Origin of the sequence: Streptomyces sp. NPDC058469 (genome assembly GCF_042721125.1) — a bacterium.
Lineage (GTDB): Bacteria > Actinomycetota > Actinomycetes > Streptomycetales > Streptomycetaceae > Streptomyces.
Genome location: NZ_JBHXME010000025.1, coordinates 59,932 through 76,696, shown reverse-complemented (window position 1 = coordinate 76,696; position 16,765 = coordinate 59,932). Strand labels below are relative to the sequence as shown.

The window sequence follows — 16,765 nt, the reverse complement described above, 5'->3', positions numbered from 1 at the left end:
GCCGGGGGCGTATAACGGCACAAGACGCTCAAAGGCTTGTGTGATCGGATGATCAGGCATCGTGTGCCTGGAATGCAGGACTTTCGCCTTGCAGAACTTTCGCCTTCCTCAGGAGGACAAGTGGGACGACTCTTCGGCACGGACGGCGTGCGCGGTGTCGCCAACGCGGATCTGACGGCCGAGATGGCCCTCGGGCTCTCCGTCGCGGCGGCGCATGTGCTGGCCGAGGCGGGCACCTTCGCGGGCCACCGGGCGACGGCCGTGGTCGGGCGGGACCCGCGCGCGTCCGGGGAGTTCCTGGAGGCCGCCGTGGTCGCGGGCCTGGCCAGTGCCGGCGTGGACGTACTGCTCGTCGGTGTGCTGCCCACCCCCGCGGTGGCGTATCTCACCGGCGTGCTGGGCGCCGACCTCGGCGTGATGCTCTCCGCGAGCCACAACGCCATGCCGGACAACGGCGTGAAGTTCCTCGCCCGCGGCGGGCACAAGCTCGACGACGAGCTGGAGGACCGGATCGAGAAGATCTACGACGAGCACCGCACCGGCGCCCCCTGGGACCGCCCGACCGGCTCGGGCGTCGGCCGGGTCCGGCACTACAGCGAGGGCTTCGACCAGTACGTCGCCCACCTCATCGGCGTGCTCCCGAACCGGCTCGACGGGCTGAAGATCGTCCTCGACGAGGCGCACGGCGCCGCAGCCCGGGTCTCCCCGGAGGCCTTCTCGCGGGCGGGCGCCGAGGTCATCACGATCGGCGCGGACCCCAACGGGCTGAACATCAACGACGGTTGCGGCTCGACCCACCTGGGTCTGCTCAAGGCCGCCGTCGTCGAGCACGGCGCCGACTTCGGCATCGCGCACGACGGCGACGCCGACCGCTGCCTGGCCGTGGACCACACCGGTGAAGAGGTCGACGGGGATCAGATCATGGCCGTGATCGCGCTGGCGATGCGGGAGCGTTCCGCACTGCGCTCCGACACCGTCGTCGCGACCGTCATGTCGAACCTGGGCTTCAAACTGGCCATGGAGCGCGAGGGCCTGACGCTCATTCAGACGGCGGTCGGTGACCGTTACGTCCTGGAGGAGATGAAGGAGCATGGCTACGCGCTGGGCGGCGAGCAGTCCGGGCACGTGATCATCCTGGACCACGCGACCACGGGTGACGGCACGTTGACCGGCCTGATGCTGGCGGCGCGGGTCGCCGACACGGGTCGTACGCTCAAGGATCTCGCGTCCGTGATGACGCGGCTGCCGCAGGTGCTCATCAACGTGCCCGACGTGGACCGCACGCGGGTCGGCTCCTCCGCCGACCTGGCGGCGGCGGTCGCCGAGGCGGAGCGTGAACTCGGTTCCACGGGGCGGGTGTTGCTGCGTCCGTCCGGTACCGAGCCGCTGGTACGGGTGATGGTGGAAGCCGCTGACATCGACCAGGCGCGGTCGGTGGCCGGGCGGTTGGCGGATGCCGTGAAGTCGGCGCTGGGATAAGCGGGTTGAGGTGAGAGCGGCCGGTCCGGAGACATCTCCGGACCGGCCGCTCTCGTCGTGCTCACAGCTTGCGCAGACTCAGCCGCTGGACCTTGTGGTCGGGGCCCTTGCGGACGACGAGGGCGGCGCGGCCGCGGGTCGGGGCCACGTTCTCCAGCAGGTTGACCTTGTTGATGGTGCGCCAGGTGGTGCGGGCGTAGTCGAGGGCCTCCTCCTCGGAGACCTGCGTGTACTTGCGGAAGTACGAGGACGGGTTCTGGAAGGCGGTCTCGCGCAGCCGCCGGAACCGGTTCAGATACCAGCGCTCGATGTCCTCCGGCCGGGCGTCGACGTACACACTGAAGTCGAAGTAGTCGGCGAGACCGACGCGGGTACGGCCGTCCTTGCCGGGGAGCGCCGGCTGGAGCACGTTGAGCCCCTCGACGATCAGGATGTCGGGCCGGCGGACGGTAAGCCGCTGATCAGGCACGATGTCGTAGATGAGATGCGAATAGACGGGTGCGGTGACCTCGTCCTTGCCCGCCTTGATGTCGGCGACGAAGCGGGTGAGCGCGCGACGGTCGTACGACTCCGGGAAGCCCTTCCTCGACATCAGCCCGCGCGCCTCCAACTCCCGCGTGGGCAGTAGGAACCCGTCGGTGGTGACCAGCTCGACGCGGGGGTGCTCGGGCCAGCGGGACAACAGCGCCTGGAGAAGCCGGGCGACGGTCGACTTCCCTACGGCCACGGAGCCGGCGACGCCTATGACGAACGGGGTGCCGGACTGGGAGCCCTGTTCGCCCAGGAAGGTGTTCAGCGCGTTTCTCAGGCCGTCCGTGGCGCCGACGTAGAGGTTGAGGAGTCTGGACAGCGGGAGGTAGATGTCACGCACCTCGTCGAGGTCGATGACATCACCGAGGCCACGCAGCTTCTCGACCTCCTCGGCGGTGAGCGGCAGCGGCGTCTTGTCGCGCAGCGCGCTCCACTCGGCTCGGGTGAGGTCGACGTAGGGAGTCGCCTCCGGCTTGTGCCGGTGGGCGCTCCGGGGCATCGGGGAGACCGGAGAGATCACAGTCCATTGTTAACGGAGTTTGAACGGGGTGGCGGGTGGGGTGCGTCACGTGGGGCGGGGAGGTGTGGGGAGGGGAGGGAGGTGTGGGGCCGGTGCGGTGCGGTGCGGTGCGAGGCGGGGCGGTGTGGTGCTGGTCGGGGTGGCTTTGCTTGGTTCAGTTCAGCTTCTGTCGCCACTCGGCGAGCGCGAACTCTCCGTAACTGTTCGCGAGCCTCTCCATGAGTCCGCCGTCGAGGAACTCGGTGGGCGGTACTTCCCAGGTGCCGAACTCCTCGATCAGGAGCCGGTACGACGGCGGGAACGTGAGACCCATCTCGCGCTCGGCACGGGCGATGGTGTCGGGGGAGCAGCCGTGGTGGTGCCGTGCGTTGTCCTTGTCGGCGCGGACCAGGCCGATGACCTGTCGGCTTGCTTCGATAGGTGTCATCGGGTCATCAGCCCGTCACCAGGACCATGGTCCCGACCCTGGGGTTGTCGGTCATGGGCTCTCCGGGGCGGGTGTCGGTGTCAGTGTGGGTGGCAGGGTGGACATCATTCCGCATGCCTGGCGAGTTCGTTTCGAGCGGCGAAGGCTTCATGGGACACGCGGGCGAAGCCGTGCTCGATCATGGCCGGAATTTCCGAAATCGGGCACGAAGTGCCGTGTTCGGGCGGGGTTCGGCGCCTAGGCTGCGGCGCATGTGCGGAATCGTGGGATACGTGGGGTCGCAGTCGGCGCTTGATGTGGTGATGGCCGGGCTGAAGCGGCTGGAGTACCGGGGTTACGACTCGTCGGGTGTCGCCGTGCTCGCGGACGGCGGGCTGGCGGCGGCCAAGAAGGCCGGGAAACTCGTCAATCTGGAGAAGGAGCTGGTCGACCACCCGCTGCCGGCGGGGTCGACGGGCATCGGGCACACGCGCTGGGCCACGCACGGCGGCCCGACGGACGCGAACGCCCACCCGCACCTCGACAACGCGGGGCGCGTGGCGGTCGTCCACAACGGCATCATCGAGAACTTCGCCTGTCTGCGGGCCGAGTTGGCGGAGCGCGGGCATGTTCTCGCCTCCGACACGGACACCGAGGTGGTCGCGCATCTGCTGGCCGAGGAGTTCTCGGGGTGCGCGGACCTGGCGGAGGCGATGCGGCAGGTGTGCCGGCGTCTTGAGGGTGCGTTCACGCTGGTCGCCGTGCACGCGGACGAGCCGGATGTGGTCGTGGGCGCGCGGCGGAACTCGCCGCTCGTCGTCGGGGTCGGGGAGGGGGAGGCCTTTCTCGCCTCCGACGTCGCCGCGTTCATCGCCCACACGCGCTCCGCGATCGAGCTGGGGCAGGACCAGGTCGTCGAGCTGCGCCGGGACGGGGTGACCGTCACCGGGTTCGACGGGGCTCCGGCCGAGGTCCGTTCGTACCACGTCGACTGGGACGCCTCCGCCGCGGAGAAGGGCGGCTACGACTACTTCATGCTCAAGGAGATCGCCGAGCAGCCGAAGGCGGTCGCCGACACGTTGTTGGGGCGGATCGATGTGGCGGGCTTGTTGACGCTGGACGAAGTCCGCATCCCCGTCCATGAGTTGCGGGAGATCGACAAGGTCGTCATCGTCGCCTGCGGTACGGCCTTCCATGCCGGCCTGATCGCCAAGTACGCCATCGAGCACTGGACCCGGATTCCCTGCGAGGTGGAGCTGGCGAGCGAGTTCCGGTACCGGGATCCGATCCTCGGCGCGCGGTCGTTGGTGATCGCGATCTCCCAGTCCGGCGAGACGATGGACACGCTGATGGCCCTACGGCACGCGAGGGAGCAGGGCTCCAAAGTCCTGGCGATCTGCAACACCAACGGGTCGACGATTCCCCGTGAGTCGGACGCCGTGCTGTACACGCACGCCGGGCCGGAGGTCGCCGTAGCGTCGACGAAGGCGTTTCTGACGCAGCTGGTCGCGTGTTATCTGGTCGCGCTGTACCTCGGTCAGGTGCGGGGCACGAAGTGGGGCGACGAGATCCAGGCCGTCATCCGGGACCTGTCGCAGATCTCCGGTGAGGTCGAGCGGGTGCTCGAAACCATGGAGCCTGTACGGGAGTTGGCGCGGTCGGTGGCGTCGAAGAACACCGTGTTGTTCCTGGGCCGGCATGTCGGTTATCCCGTTGCTCTCGAAGGCGCCCTGAAGCTCAAGGAGTTGGCGTACATGCACGCCGAGGGCTTCGCGGCGGGGGAGTTGAAGCACGGGCCCATCGCTCTGATCGAGGAGGGGATGCCGGTTGTCGTCGTGGTTCCGTCGCCGCGTGGGCGGTCTGTCATCCACGACAAGATCGTGTCCAACATCCAGGAGATCCGGGCGCGGGGTGCGATGACGATCGTGATCGCGGAGGAGGGGGACGAGACGGTCGTCCCGTACGCCGATCACTTGATCCGCATCCCGGCCACACCGACGTTGCTGCAACCGCTTGTCGCGACGGTGCCCTTGCAGGTGTTCGCTTGTGAGCTGGCCACGGCTCGGGGGAATGAGGTTGATCAGCCTCGGAACCTGGCGAAGTCGGTGACGGTGGAGTGAGTGGAGCGGGTGGAGTGAGTCGGCTTTAGGGCTTCCACGAAGGGGGTGAAGGCTCCGGTCGGGAACGTGAGGGTGGTCCTGGCCGGGGTCTTTGAGTCGCTCACGGCTATACGGGCGAGCGTTGTTGCGACCTCCACGCACTCGTTGTCGTCGCCGGGGCCCGAGTAGGAGGACTTCCGCCAGTTGGATGCTGTTGGCGAATCCGGTGCGGCTGGGCCACCTCTCCGAAAAAGTGTGACACTTCTGGGGAAAGTGTCACACTTTCTCGGCTGTGTGTGGCTGCTCGGGCCTGCTGACGGGATTGGCCAACAGCGTCCAGTTGGTGGGGGCCGTCATGAGGTTTTCAGGGTGTCGACGAAGATGGTGAACGCGTCGGCCGGGATGGTGAGGGTGCGGCCGGCCGGGGCCTTGGAGTCGCGGATCGCCACGTGGGTGCGGGAGTTCGCGATCTCCACGCACTCGTTGCCGTCGCCCTCGCCCGAGTAGGACGACTTCCGCCAGTTGTCCATGCGATGCCTCACAGTTCCTTTGTCAGCTTGTGGATGAACTTGCGCGACTGTTCGGGTTCGAGTGACGCGGCCACTACTCTACGGAAGCTCCTTCGGTAGGTGTTGAGTTGAGCCTCGGAATCGATGAAGACCGAGCCGTGGGGCGCGTCACGTACCACTGTGTCCAGCTTGGGCAGGGGGCCACCCACATAGGTCATCGTGCTGGAGGCTTTGGCGAAGTCGTCCACGTCGAAAGGGATGACGCGCAAGGTGATGTGGTCCGCTTCGGAAAGCTCAAGGAGTTGGGCGAGTTGAGCCTTCGCGGTGTCGCGGTTGCTGACCTTGATTCGTAGCGCCGCCTCATGGAGCACCACCTCGTACGGGACGTTGATCTTCTGACGTGTCATCCGGTGCTGGATGCGCAACTCCACTTCCTCGTTGGTGAGTTCGGGAAGCCTGGAGGAGAACACCGCACGTGTGTAGTCCTCCGTCTGCAATAGCCCCGGCACGTACAAGATGGCCACGTGGCGTTGGAATCGGGCGTGGTACTCCAGCTCGGACAGGTCGAGGAACGGCGTCGGCAACAGACCCCGGTACTCCTCCCACCACCCCCGCGTCCGATCCGTGGCCATCCCCACCAGCGCGTCGATGAACTCCTCGTCCGTGCAGGCGTAGTGCGACGCGAGGCGGCGGAGCCGTTGGTCGCTCACGCCGGTTAGCCCGGTTTCGATGTGGCTGATCTGGACGCGACCGGTACCGAGCAGGGCCGCTGCCTCGACGGCGGTGAATCCTGCCGCCTCGCGGAGTCTGCGCAACTCGATACCCAGGCGCATCTGACGTGCCGTTGGTTCACGCCTCAGGACCATCGGTTGCTCCTCCTCGTTCGGGGGCAGATTACGCGATCGGCTTGCATGGGATGACAGGTTATCCCTACCGTTGGTGATGCAACGCACACAGTGCGGAAGTGCACCACTCCGTCCTGCCGCGACGGCAGTGGCAGAGCCACCGCATGAACTCCCCTACACCCCAACGGAGTTGACCATGCCCGAAATCGACAAGCACCCCACTCCCTGGGAGTACTCCCTCTACGTCCCCAACGACCCCCGCGCCGTCACGGTCAGCCGCCGCACCCTCCGGCTGATCCTCACCATCCACGGCCTCATCCGCCTCGTCGACACCGCCGAACTCGTCGCCGCCGAGCTGGTCTCCAACGCCGTACGGCATACCGACGGTCCCGCCGCGCTGCGTGTGCGGTGGGCGGACGGGGTGCTCAGGATCGGGGCCTGGGACGCGGACCCCCGGCCGCCCGAGCCGCCGGGGACGTTCGACCGGCTGCTCGACGGGCAGGAGGAGGGGCGCGGGTTGGCTCTTGTGAAGGCCTGTGCCGCGCAGTGGGGGTGGCAGCCCCTCGCCCGGAACGGCAACCGCGGCAAGTACGTGTGGTGCGAACTCGACGCGGCTTAAGGGCAGTTCAGCCGGATGCCTCGGACGTCAGGGCATCGGCGAGACTTACGGCGGGGCAGCCCAGCATCCCCGTCAGCACGCGGCGCTGACGTTGCGTCAGGCAGCCCACGAAGACCGCCGCGTCGGCGTGCGTCCGCTCGCACAGCGTCGCCACCTCACGAACCTTCCCGTACGTCAGAAGAGTTCGCGAGGAATAGGGCAACGCCATCTTCTTGGCACCGCCGTCCGAGACCCCGCGCCGCTGCACGATCCGGCCCACGACCCGTGCACCGCGTTCCCTCAGCTCCCGCGCCGCCGCATCCATCAGCGTGGCGAAGTCCTTCTGCTTGCCCGAGAAGTAGCCGACGATCACCACATCTGCTCCCTCAACTGCCAAGGCCGGACCCTGGTGTTGGGCCGCCCGTGTTCCAGTTCCCGCTCCCGTTCCCGCGCGATGAGCGGGACGCCGGTCGCGCCTTCGGGCCTGATGCATGGCCCACAGGCTAGGTGCGCACCTTCTACGGCGATACACGTTTTCTCGACCCGGTTTCAGTGAATCTCATGGTCCCCTGCCCGCTGAAAGCGGCCTGAGGGCGTCGTGAAACCCGGTGCGCGCAGGCTCTGGTCCAGAAGGAAGGCGATGCGAGCCCCGACCCGGGGCCGTAACGGTCTGACGAATCCAAGCTGACGAATCCCAGGAGCGCACACCATGGGCATCAACCTCACCGACCAGGACAAGCTCACCCTCCGTACCGCCGCGTACGGCGCCATCACGCTCACGGCCGCCGCCGGTGCCGCCGCCGGCTCGCCGCACCGGATCGCAACTCAGGGCAGCCTCGCCCTGGCCTCGGCGACCGGTCCGGTCGGGTACGTGCTCGCCGAGAACACGAAGATCCCGAACCTGAACGGCAAGTCCGTGGCCGAGATCGCCGATCAGGTGCTGCCGGCCCTCACCACCGCCATGAGCCTGCTCAAGAAGCAGGACCCGGCCGAGGCCGACAACTTCCGCGGCACCGTTCTCGTCGCCCTCGAAGCAGCTGTCCGACCCAAGAAGGGCGAGCCCAGCCCCGTCATGCTGGAGATGGTCCGCAAGATCACCGGAGCCCTCGACGCCGCCTGACCCCGTGAGACTTGGGACGTCCGATGCACCTGGGACGCCCAGGACACCCCCGGATTTCCGGCAGCCGCCCCCCCGCCCCGAAACCCAGCCCCAACCACGGCCCGCGAGCTGATGGGATGCTGCTGAGCGGCATATGGCAGGCCGCCGGGGACGGGGGAGCCGGGATGCGGGACTGGGCTGGGCGTTGGCCGTTGGTGGGGCGTGGGCCGGAGTTGGAGTACTTCGCAGCCGCGTTGGCGGACCAGGGATGCCGTGGATTCGTCGTCGGCGGAGCGGCGGGCGTGGGCAAGTCGCGGCTGGCGGAGGAGTGTCTGGAGCGGGCGGCGGCTGCCGGGTTCCGGGTCGGGCGGGCCACCGCGAGTGTCGCCGCGGGTGCCGTGCCGTTGGGGGCGATCGCCCATCTGCTGCCGGTGGGGGTCGACTTGTCCGATCCCGTCGCCGGATTCGCCGCCGTCGCACGGGAGTTGGCCTCCGGGCCCGGGCGGCAGTGGGTGCTGTTCGTCGACGACATGCATCTGCTGGACGCCGCATCGGCCGTACTGCTGCGGCAGTTGATGGACACCGGCGCGCTGCTGCTGATCGGCACCGTGCGCACCGGTGAGCCGTACGGGGAGGCCGTCGCCGCGTTGCGGGGCGGGGACTCGGTGTACCGGGTCGATCTGACCGTGCTGAGCCCGGAGCAGGTCGAGGTGTTGTTGCAGGCCGCGCTCGGGAGACCGGTCGCCCGAAGAACCCTGCACGAGCTGTCGGCCGCCAGCGGCGGCAACGTGCTCTACCTGCGCGAACTCGTCCTCGGCGCCCTCGCCGCCGGGAACCTGACCGAGGACGGGGAGATCTGGCACCTCGTCGACGACCGGCTGCCCGGTACCGCCCGGCTGACCGAGATGATCGGCGCGCGGCTGGCCGCCGCCGACCCCGCGGGGCGCCCCGTACTCGAACTCCTCGCGCTGTGCGAGCCGTTGCCCTTGACGTATGCCGAAGCCCTCGCCCCGCCGCAGGTGACGGCGGCCCTGGAACAGGCGGGGCTGATCCGCGTCACGCAGGACCGACGACGTACGACGGTGTCGCTGGCCCATCCGCTGTACGGCGAAGTGCTGCGCGCCGGTCTGCCGTTGCTGCGCCGCCGTGCCCTGCTCCTGGACCAGGCCGCCCGTGTCCAGGCGCGCGGCGCCCGTCGGCGCGGCGACCTGCTGCACATCGCCACCTGGCGGCTGGCCGCGACCGGCACCGCCGACCCGGCCCTCCTCACCCAGGCCGCCGTACTCGCCCGCCACGCCCACGACTTACCCCGGACCGTCGCCCTGCTGGAAGCCCTGCCGCAGAAGCACCGGACCACCGCCACCGAACTGCGGCTCGGCGAGGCCCAGTTCGAGCTCGGCCGTTGGCACCAGGCCGAGGCGACGCTCGCCGAGGCCGATGCCCTCGCCGTCGACGAACAGGAACGGCTCGCGGTCGCCCTCGTCCGGACGACGAACCTGCTGTGGAGCAACGCCCCCGTCGCCGAGGCGCTCGCCGTCAACGACGCGGCCCGCGAACGGATCAGCACTCCGGCCGACCGCCGCAAGCTCACGATCAACGAGGGATTCCTACGGATCGTCGGTGGCCGGCCGGCCGAGGGGCTGGCCCTGCTGGAGGACCTGGAGACCGACGTCGGCGCCGCCCCCGACGTCAACGCCTGGCTGCGCGGCGCCTGGATGAAGCCCGCCGCGCTGGCCCTGGTGGGCCGTACCGCCGAGGCCACCACCTGGGCGCGGCGCGCCCACGACGCGCACCGGCGGGTCGAGGAACGCGCCCTCGCCTCCCACCCCGCCTTCCAGCGCATCCCGCTCGTCCTCGCGCTCACCGAAGCCGGTGTCCCGGCCGCCGAGGTCTGCCGGGTGGGTGAGCCCGCCTACGCCGAACTCACCGCGGCCGGTTCCCGGGTGCGGATCTGGCTGGCGGTCCTCCTCGGCCGTACGCACTGGCTGGCCGGGCACCCGGCGACCGCCCGCCGCTGGTGGGCCGAGGCCGCCACCGTGTCCCGCGGCATCGACCACGCGATGGCCCTACGGCCGGTGCTCGGCGGGCTCGCCGCGTGTGCGGCCGTACTGGGGGACCTCGACGCGGCCGAGGCGACGCTCGCCGAGCACCGCGAGCTGCCGCCCGTGGAACCGGGGTTGCTGTCCGCCGGGGAGGAACTCCTGGGCGAGGCCTGGCTGTTGGCCGCCCGGGGACAGTTGGTGCGGGCGCGGTCCGTGCTCACCGCCGCGGCTGCTTCCGCCCGCCGCACCGGCCATGTCACCGGCGAGGCCCTGCTGTTGACCGATGTCGCCCGGCTCGGTGGAGCTGAGGACGTCGGCGGTCGGCTGGCCGTACTCGCCGGGGTGTGTGACGGATCGCTCGCCCCCGCCCGGGCCCAACTGGCCGCCGCGCTGGGCGCCGACGACCCCGAACGGCTCCTCCGGGCCGCCGACGCCTGCGAGGCCGTAGGCGCGGATCTGCTCGCCGCCGAGGCGGCCACCGCCGCCGCGGCCGCCTGGCGCAGGGCGGACCGGTCCCGCCGCGCCGTCGCCGCCGCCCAGCGGGCCACCGCGCTCCGGGCCCGCTGCGAGGGCGCCCGGACGCCCCTGCTGGCCACCGCCCGGGCCGCCGCCCAACTCACCGCCCGCGAACGGGAGATCGTCCTGCTCGCCGCCGCCGGCAGCGCCAGCAAGGACATCGCCGACACGCTGGCCCTGTCGGTGCGCACCGTCGACAACCACCTTCAGCACGCCTACGCCAAACTCGGCGTCACTACCCGTCACGAACTCGCCCAGACCCTATGGGTAGTTGAGTAACGGTTACTCATCCCCCGTCACGTCGGTGCGGGCACGCTGGCCCACGGCGGCAACGTTGTCGCCGGAACGCCCAGTTCTAGTCATCGGGGGACGACCCAATGGGCATGATCAACACAACTGTGAGACCTCCCGGCCGTGTTGCCGTCGCCGTCACGACCGCGCTCGGCCTGAGCCTGGTCGGGCTCTCCGCCGCCGGCGCCGGTGCGGCCGCCGCTCAGCCGCAGGCGGTGACCTACTACACGGTGACCAACTACAACAGCGGCAAGTGCCTGGACGTACCGGAATCCGCCACGGACGACGGCCACGGACTGGAGCAGTACTCCTGCAACGACGGCCGCAACCAGCAGTGGGCGCTCCAGCCCACCGACAGCGGCTACTACCTGCTCGTCAACCTCAACAGCGGCAAGTGCGCGGACGTCCGCGAGAACAGCGTCGACAACAACGCCGTGGTGAACCAGTACGGCTGCACCAGGGCGAACAACCAGCAGTGGCTGCTGCGGGCCGCGCCGGCCGGTATCGACGGGGTCCAGCTCGTGGCCCGCCACAGTGCCAAGTGCATGGCCGTCGCGGGGTCAAGCCAGTCCGACAAGGCGGGGATCGTCCAGTTCACCTGCGGTTCGGTGGCCGCGTACAACCAGTACTGGCAGTTCAACTGATGAGGCGGGCGCGAAGAACCATCGTCACTGTCGTGGTGGCGGTGCTGTGCGCGTTGGTGAGCCCCGCGGTCGGACGGGCGGACTCGGGCGGTGGGCCGGCCGCCGTAGCGGCATCGTCCGCCGCGGCGAAACGCCCGGCCTGGCAGGTCACGAGCGGTGTGCCGAGTCCGGGACTTCCCGCACAACAGCGAGTGGCACCGTTGGCCTGTGACACGCACGCCGTCGGCAACTGGAGCTACACGGACCAGGCCGGTGTGCGGCACAACGGGATGAACATCCAGGTCCAGGTGCGGGATCACCTCACCGGTGCGCTGATCGCCGGGCTCACGAACTCCGCGGGCAATTTCGACATCTGTTTCGGCGCCGCGCAGTTCACGCAGCTGTACACCACGGTCAAGGCCGCGAACGCCGCGTGGCAGGTGCAGAACAGCACGGGCGTCTACAACTGGAGTTCGCCGATCCGTGCCAATCCGGTGCCGGGCAGCACGGTGAACTTCGGCGGCGCGGCCCCCGGCGACACAGCGGGCAACCGGGCGGCTCACGCATTCGACGTGGGCAACGACGCGTGGTTGGGGGTGCCGCATTCCGGCAGCTGCTGGGATCCGAAGGACACCACATGTCGGCAGGTGCAGATCGACTGGCCGGATGTCCGAACCAACGCGATGGACGAGTACGACCAGGCGGCCAACATCGTGCATCTGCTCACCCCGACTCCGGACGCCCCGATGGAGGTCATGCACGAGATCGGTCACGCGCTGATGGACGACCTCTACAACGACGCGTTTCCGTCGACCGCGGGTTGCCCCATCCCTCATCCTCCCAACGCGGCCAGCACAACCGTATGCGCATGGATCGAAGGGTGGGCAACCTTCTTCTCGCTGGCGATGAATCACACCTCGGTCTTTCTGTTCGGCAATGGAACCTCGGCCGACTACGAGTTTCCGAGCTGGGGCACCAATGGTGTCGCCAATGGTGATGTGACGGAGACGCGGGTCATCGGTGCGTTGCTGGACCTCACCGACCTGCCCAGCACCACCACCGAATTCTGGGACCGCCACACTGAGCCCGTCAGAAACGTCTTTGCCACGCTCACGCATCACGTCGACAACACGTTCGCGTCGTTCTGGAGCAGCCGTGGTGCGGATGGTTTCGACGTGTCCGACTCCTCGCTGGGGTCGCTCTACCAGAACACGATCGACTATCAGTACCGCAATCCATTGCTCGACGGTGTGGGCCAATCTCCCACCGCCCCTACCCCGGTGCACAACTTCGGCTTCAACACCGCGGTCCACTCGTGGTCCGTGGTCGCGCTGCGGCCGCTGGCGCCGGCCGACTACGACCTCAAGGTGTACGACGATCGGGCGCAGACTTCGCCGAACCTCCTCGCACGTAGCGATTTCTTCAACCAGGCGGTCGATTTCGTCGCGATCGACTCGAACCTGCGGCCGGTGGGCGACTACTACCCACAGGTAGTCCAGTTCGCCGGCGCCGTTTCCTACTACGTCGAGTACGCGTCGGGCTTCCAGACGTTGCAGCCGGCGTCGTCCAACACGTTCCACCTGGACGACTCGCAGCCCGCCGCCGTGCAGGACACGGACCTGACCGCGGGTGTGCCGGTGACCATCAGTCTGACCGAGGCAAGCGTGATCTCGACCGCCAGCCTGTTCATCATGGGCGACGATCCGAGCACACCGTCGACGTTCGTCCAGGGCCGCGGCTCCGCGGTGGCGTTCAAAGCCGCCGATCCCATATTCGGCGGCCCGGTCTCGGTGACCTTCACGCCGACGCGGACCGGTCGCTACGGGGTTTTGGTCTGGGGTTAAATGGGGGGGGGCGACTACTCGTTCAGGCGCTTGTTAACGGGTAGGGGGGGTTGGGGGTGTTGGGTGGCCTGGGCCGCGCACCACCCCCTCGCGGTGTTCGAGCAGGTCCGCGCAGGCCACGGTCGTAGGGTGCTCGGCATGAGCATCATCGGGGTTGGTATCGACGTGGCCGAGATCGACCGGTTCGCGGCGTCCCTGGAGCGTACGCCCGGGTTGGCCCAACGTCTTTTCCTGGACAGCGAGTTGCTGCTGCCGAGTGGGGAGCGGCGAGGGCCCGCCTCCCTCGCCGCGCGCTTCGCCGCGAAGGAGGCGTTGGCCAAGGCGTTGGGGGCGCCGGCGGGGCTGCACTGGACGGACGCCGAGGTGTACGTGGAGGACAGCGGGCGGCCCCGGTTGAGGGTGACGGGGACTGTCGCGGCTCGGGCGGCCGAGTTGGGGGTGCGGTCTTGGCATGTCTCGTTGAGCCATGACGCGGGGGTGGCTTCGGCGGTGGTGATCGCGGAGGCGTGACGGGCCGAGGGCTGCGGCGGCTGCACGGCCTCGGCTTCGCCTCGGCCTTGTTTTGTTTTCCACCGGCACCGCCCGTGCGGGTTTCGTTGTCGGGTGCGGGTGGCCCTGTGGGGCGGGCCCGACGTCGGCGGCCGCGGGTTCGGGGGATGGCTCGGCCTTGGCAGTCACTGGCCGCGGTGCGTTGATCGTGGGCCGCCCGGGTGCGGTCTCGGTCGCTTCCGGGGCAGACTCGACCGTATGCGTACTGCGTACAGCGTGGAGACGGTAAGGACAGCCGAGCAGGGGCTGATGGCGCGGCTTCCCGAGGGCGCGCTCATGCAGCGCGCCGCGGCCGGACTGGCCGTCGCCTGCGCCCAGTTGGTGGGGCGGGTCTACGGCAGCCGGGTCGTGCTGCTGGTGGGGAGTGGGGACAACGGGGGCGATGCCCTGTACGCGGGGGCTCGGCTTGCCCGGCGGGGGGCCGGTGTCGTGGCGGTGCTGCTCGCGCCCGAGCGGGCTCACGCGGGTGGGCTTGCGGCGTTGGTGCGGGCGGGCGGGCGTACCGTCGCGCCTAATGATGCCGAGGGGCTCCTCCTCCGTGCCGATCTCGTCGTCGACGGCATTGTCGGGATCGGGGGGCGGGGTGGGCTGCGGCCTGATGCTGCGCGGCTGGCTGGGCTTGCCTCGGATTCCCGGGGCGTTGTCGTCGCGGTTGATTTGCCCAGCGGGGTCGATGCGGACAGCGGTGAGGTGCGGGGGGCTGCCGTGCGGGCCGATGTCACCGTCACCTTCGGGGCTCATAAGCCCGGGTTGCTGATCGATCCCGCGCGGGAGTACGCCGGGGCCGTGCGGCTCGTTGATATCGGGCTGGGGAGTGAGCTGCCTGACGAGCCTGCGTTGGAGGCTTTGCAGCATGTGGATGTGGCGCGGTTGCTGCCCGTGCCGGGGGCCGAGAGCGACAAGTACCGGCGGGGGGTCGTGGGGATCGCCGCCGGGTCCGGACGGTATCCGGGGGCGGCTGTGCTTGCCGTCGCCGGGGCGCTGCGGGGTGGGGCGGGGGCCGTGCGGTACGTCGGGCCGGCCTCTGATGCGGTGATCGCTCGGTTTCCTGAGGTGCTGGTGTCGGAGGGCGGGCCGCTCAAGGCTGGGCGTGTGCAGGCTTGGGTTGTCGGGCCTGGGGGTGGCGACGATGCCTCGACTGTGGCGGATGTGGTGACTGCCGATGTGCCTGTGCTCATTGACGCGGACGGGTTGCGGTTGGCCGATCCGGATGCCGTACGGGGGCGTGGCGCGCCGACGTTGATGACTCCGCATGCGGGGGAGGCGGCTGCGTTGCTCGGGGTTCCGCGGGGGGATGTTGAGGGGGCTCGGTTGGATTCCGTGCGGGAGTTGGCGGGGCGGTATGGGGCGACCGTGTTGCTCAAGGGGTCGACCACGCTTGTCGCCGACTCGGGGGGTGGGGCGGTGCGGGTCAATTCGACGGGGACGGGGTGGCTGGCTACGGCGGGGAGTGGGGACGTGTTGTCGGGGCTCGCCGGGTCGTTGTTGGCGGCGGGGTTGTCGGCGTTCGATGCGGGGAGTGTGGGGGCGTATCTGCATGGGTTGGCGGGGAGGTTGGCTGCGGATGGGGCGCCGGTGGGGGCGCATGATGTGGCTGAGGCGGTTCGGGTTGCCTGGCGGGATGTGCGGGACTGAGTTTCTTTCGCCCCCGCCGCCCCTACCCGTCCCATCCCTGGGGGCTGCGCCCCCAGACCCCGCTTCGGCCCTGAAGGGGCCTCGTCCTCAAACGCCGGACGGGCTGGGTACAGCCGGCCTGGGCTGAAGGTGGCGCCGAGCTGCGCTGAAGGTGGCGCCGGGCCGCGCTGAAGATGACGCGGCCCGCGCCGCACGCATTCGCGCTCGTCAATAAGGGTGACCCCTCCGCGCGGCACCCGCTTCCCGTCGTACCGTCACGTTTCTCTGATCGCATGATCAGTACACGAATCGCGCACAGAAGTATCGCGGTGCTGCTCACCGCGGTGATCGCCCTCCCCGTCGGGGCCGGTAGTGCCTGGGCGGACGGGCCGGTGCCGCCGGCGGCGGGGCCCGCGGAGAGTGAGTTGGTGCCGGGGGTGCCGCCGGGGCCGTATCAGCCGTGGCAGATCGACACGCCCGACCAGGCGCTCCCGCCGAGGGTGTACACGCCTACCGCCGAAGAAGACAGGGTCGAGCCTCGGGACGCCGCCGTGGGGACCTACGCGCTCGTCGAGTACGTGCCGATCGCGGACGCCGTCGCGAAGGTGACCTGCAGCAAGCAGACCGGGCCGTACCAGCGGGGTGTGGAACGGTGGCTGAAGCTGAAGGTGGACGGGAGGCAGTCGCGCGCCGACTGCAAGGCCATCCGTGCCTTTCAAAAGAAGCAGGGCATCAAGCCCGCTATCGGGTTCGCGGGGCCTGTTACCTGGGCGCGTATGCAGCTCCTCGCCGCCAAGAAGAATCCGAACGCCGCCCGGAAGTGTCCGGTGAGCAAGTACCGCGTCGCCTGTGTCGATCTCGACCGGCAGCTCACCTGGGTGCAGAAGGGGAAGAAGGTCGTCTTCGGGCCTGTGCCCATGCGCAGCGGGCGGACCGGGCATGTGACCCGGGGTGGGTGGCACAAGATCTACTGGAAGCACAAGAACCACTGGTCGACGCTCTACAACAGCCCTATGCCGTATGCCCAGTTCTTCGACGGCGGCATCGCCTTCCACGCCGTCTACGGCAGCATCTACACCACTGTCGGCTCCTGGGGCTGCGTCAATCTGCGGCTGGCCGACGCACGCAAGCTCTGGGGTGTCCTCAAGAAGGGCGACCGTGTGTATGTGTGGGGGCACCGGCCCGGAAACTAGGAGGGCT

16 protein-coding genes are annotated in these 16,765 nt (G+C 69.2%); 10 read left to right on the top strand and 6 right to left on the bottom strand.

The window, feature by feature from the left end; genetic code table 11:
- Positions 1–120: 120 nt before the first annotated feature.
- Entirely contained in the window at positions 121–1,479 is a 1,359-nt protein-coding gene (gene glmM, locus ACFWP5_RS14840) for a phosphoglucosamine mutase (protein ID WP_384155127.1), read from the top strand.
- 61 nt (positions 1,480–1,540) lie between these two features.
- On the opposite strand, the gene coaA is transcribed toward glmM, so the two are convergent.
- Positions 1,541–2,509, bottom strand: a complete 969-nt coding sequence (coaA, locus tag ACFWP5_RS14835) for a type I pantothenate kinase (protein ID WP_384155125.1) — start codon at positions 2,507–2,509, stop codon at positions 1,541–1,543.
- 175 nt (positions 2,510–2,684) lie between these two features.
- The gene (locus ACFWP5_RS14830; protein ID WP_384155123.1) at positions 2,685–2,957 is read right to left on the bottom strand and encodes an SMI1/KNR4 family protein; all 273 of its coding nucleotides are present in this window, start codon (positions 2,955–2,957) and stop codon (positions 2,685–2,687) included.
- A gap of 251 nt (positions 2,958–3,208) precedes the next feature.
- Between ACFWP5_RS14830 and glmS the strand changes: the two genes are divergently transcribed.
- Positions 3,209–5,056, top strand: coding sequence for a glutamine--fructose-6-phosphate transaminase (isomerizing) (glmS, locus tag ACFWP5_RS14825; protein ID WP_384155121.1), 1,848 nt, complete (start codon positions 3,209–3,211; stop codon positions 5,054–5,056).
- Here glmS and ACFWP5_RS14820 read toward each other — a convergent pair.
- The 3 genes from ACFWP5_RS14820 to ACFWP5_RS14810 are packed head-to-tail and all read right to left on the bottom strand — an operon-like array spanning position 5,017 to position 6,410.
- Positions 5,017–5,358, bottom strand: a complete 342-nt coding sequence (locus ACFWP5_RS14820; protein WP_384155137.1) for a DUF397 domain-containing protein — start codon at positions 5,356–5,358, stop codon at positions 5,017–5,019. The genes glmS and ACFWP5_RS14820 overlap by 40 nt on opposite strands.
- A gap of 30 nt (positions 5,359–5,388) precedes the next feature.
- The gene (locus ACFWP5_RS14815) at positions 5,389–5,565 is read right to left on the bottom strand and encodes a DUF397 domain-containing protein (protein ID WP_384155119.1); all 177 of its coding nucleotides are present in this window, start codon (positions 5,563–5,565) and stop codon (positions 5,389–5,391) included.
- Between the two features lie 8 nt (positions 5,566–5,573).
- The gene (locus ACFWP5_RS14810) at positions 5,574–6,410 is read right to left on the bottom strand and encodes a helix-turn-helix domain-containing protein (RefSeq protein ID WP_384155117.1); all 837 of its coding nucleotides are present in this window, start codon (positions 6,408–6,410) and stop codon (positions 5,574–5,576) included.
- Positions 6,411–6,585: 175 nt separating this feature from the next.
- Between ACFWP5_RS14810 and ACFWP5_RS14805 the strand changes: the two genes are divergently transcribed.
- On the top strand, positions 6,586–7,008 hold the full coding sequence (locus tag ACFWP5_RS14805) for an ATP-binding protein (protein ID WP_384155115.1): 423 nt from the start codon (positions 6,586–6,588) through the stop codon (positions 7,006–7,008).
- A 7-nt stretch (positions 7,009–7,015) separates the two neighbouring features.
- Here ACFWP5_RS14805 and ACFWP5_RS14800 read toward each other — a convergent pair whose 3' ends face one another.
- On the bottom strand, positions 7,016–7,360 hold the full coding sequence (locus ACFWP5_RS14800) for a hypothetical protein (RefSeq protein ID WP_384155113.1): 345 nt from the start codon (positions 7,358–7,360) through the stop codon (positions 7,016–7,018).
- 336 nt (positions 7,361–7,696) lie between these two features.
- Here ACFWP5_RS14800 and ACFWP5_RS14795 point away from each other — a divergent pair, with 336 nt between their 5' ends.
- The 7 genes from ACFWP5_RS14795 to ACFWP5_RS14765 all read left to right on the top strand — a co-directional run bounded on the left by ACFWP5_RS14795 (position 7,697) and on the right by ACFWP5_RS14765 (position 16,758).
- Complete coding sequence (locus ACFWP5_RS14795) at positions 7,697–8,107, top strand: hypothetical protein (RefSeq protein WP_384155111.1); 411 nt, start codon at positions 7,697–7,699, stop codon at positions 8,105–8,107.
- A 164-nt stretch (positions 8,108–8,271) separates the two neighbouring features.
- Positions 8,272–10,923, top strand: coding sequence for a LuxR C-terminal-related transcriptional regulator (locus ACFWP5_RS14790; RefSeq protein WP_384155109.1), 2,652 nt, complete (start codon positions 8,272–8,274; stop codon positions 10,921–10,923).
- Between the two features lie 104 nt (positions 10,924–11,027).
- A complete protein-coding gene (locus tag ACFWP5_RS14785) occupies positions 11,028–11,579 on the top strand; it encodes an RICIN domain-containing protein (RefSeq protein WP_384155107.1) in 552 nt (183 codons plus the stop codon).
- Positions 11,580–11,611: 32 nt separating this feature from the next.
- Complete coding sequence (locus ACFWP5_RS14780) at positions 11,612–13,402, top strand: hypothetical protein (RefSeq protein WP_384155105.1); 1,791 nt, start codon at positions 11,612–11,614, stop codon at positions 13,400–13,402.
- A 138-nt stretch (positions 13,403–13,540) separates the two neighbouring features.
- A complete protein-coding gene (locus tag ACFWP5_RS14775) occupies positions 13,541–13,912 on the top strand; it encodes a holo-ACP synthase (protein WP_384155103.1) in 372 nt (123 codons plus the stop codon).
- Positions 13,913–14,149: 237 nt separating this feature from the next.
- Positions 14,150–15,586, top strand: coding sequence for an NAD(P)H-hydrate dehydratase (locus ACFWP5_RS14770; RefSeq protein WP_384155101.1), 1,437 nt, complete (start codon positions 14,150–14,152; stop codon positions 15,584–15,586).
- 272 nt (positions 15,587–15,858) lie between these two features.
- Positions 15,859–16,758, top strand: a complete 900-nt coding sequence (locus ACFWP5_RS14765) for a L,D-transpeptidase family protein (RefSeq protein WP_384155099.1) — start codon at positions 15,859–15,861, stop codon at positions 16,756–16,758.
- The last annotated feature ends 7 nt before the right edge of the window (positions 16,759–16,765 follow it).